The 756-nt window shown below is 65.2% G+C and carries 1 pseudogene; it reads left to right on the top strand.

What is annotated here, in order from left to right:
* Positions 1-124: 124 nt before the first annotated feature.
* Positions 125-756: pseudogene (gene tpiA / locus DBR20_RS09310) on the top strand (triose-phosphate isomerase); the annotation flags it as partial.

The raw sequence follows: 756 nt of genomic DNA, 5'->3' as shown, positions 1-756 counted from the left end.
ACCCCACCCCTGCCACGAGGGGCTGCGCCGTTGGCTGAAAATCCATGTAACCGCTTACAAAGAAACGGTTTTTTGCCGCAGCAGGTATCATGGGCGGCTGAGTTCATACAGGAGCCACCCGCTCATGCGCCGCAAGATCGTCGCTGGAAACTGGAAGCTGCACGGCAGCCGTCAATTCGCCACCGAACTGCTGGGGCAGGTCGCTGCCGGGCTGCCGAAAAGCGGGGTGGAGGTGGTGATCCTGCCGCCGATGCCCTACCTGGGTGAGCTGGTCGAAGACTTCGGCGACACCGGCCTGGCCTTTGGTGCACAGGACGTCAGCAGCAATGAGAAGGGCGCCTACACCGGTGAGGTATGTGCGGCCATGCTGCACGAGGTCGGTGCCCGCTATGGCCTGGTCGGCCACTCCGAGCGCCGCCAGTACCACAACGAGAGCAGTGAGCTGGTCGCGCGCAAGTTCGCGGCCGCCCTGCACGCCGGCCTGGTGCCGGTGCTGTGCGTCGGTGAAACCCTTGAGCAGCGCGAGGCCGGGCAGACCGAGTCGGTCATCGCCAGCCAGCTGGCCCCGGTGCTGGAGCTTGTCGGGGCGGAAGGCTTCGCCAATGCCGTGGTCGCCTACGAGCCGGTCTGGGCGATCGGGACCGGCCGTACCGCGACCAAGGAGCAGGCGCAGCAGGTGCACGCGTTCATTCGTGGCGAAGTCGCGCGCATCGATGCTAGAATTGCTGATTCACTGCCCATTGTTTACGGCGGTAG

Origin of the sequence: Stenotrophomonas sp. HMWF023 (assembly GCF_003060985.1) — a bacterium.
Taxonomy (GTDB): Bacteria; Pseudomonadota; Gammaproteobacteria; order Xanthomonadales; family Xanthomonadaceae; genus Stenotrophomonas; species Stenotrophomonas lactitubi.
Note: the sequence above shows the minus strand (reverse complement) of the source record. Positions and strands in the feature narration are given on the sequence as shown.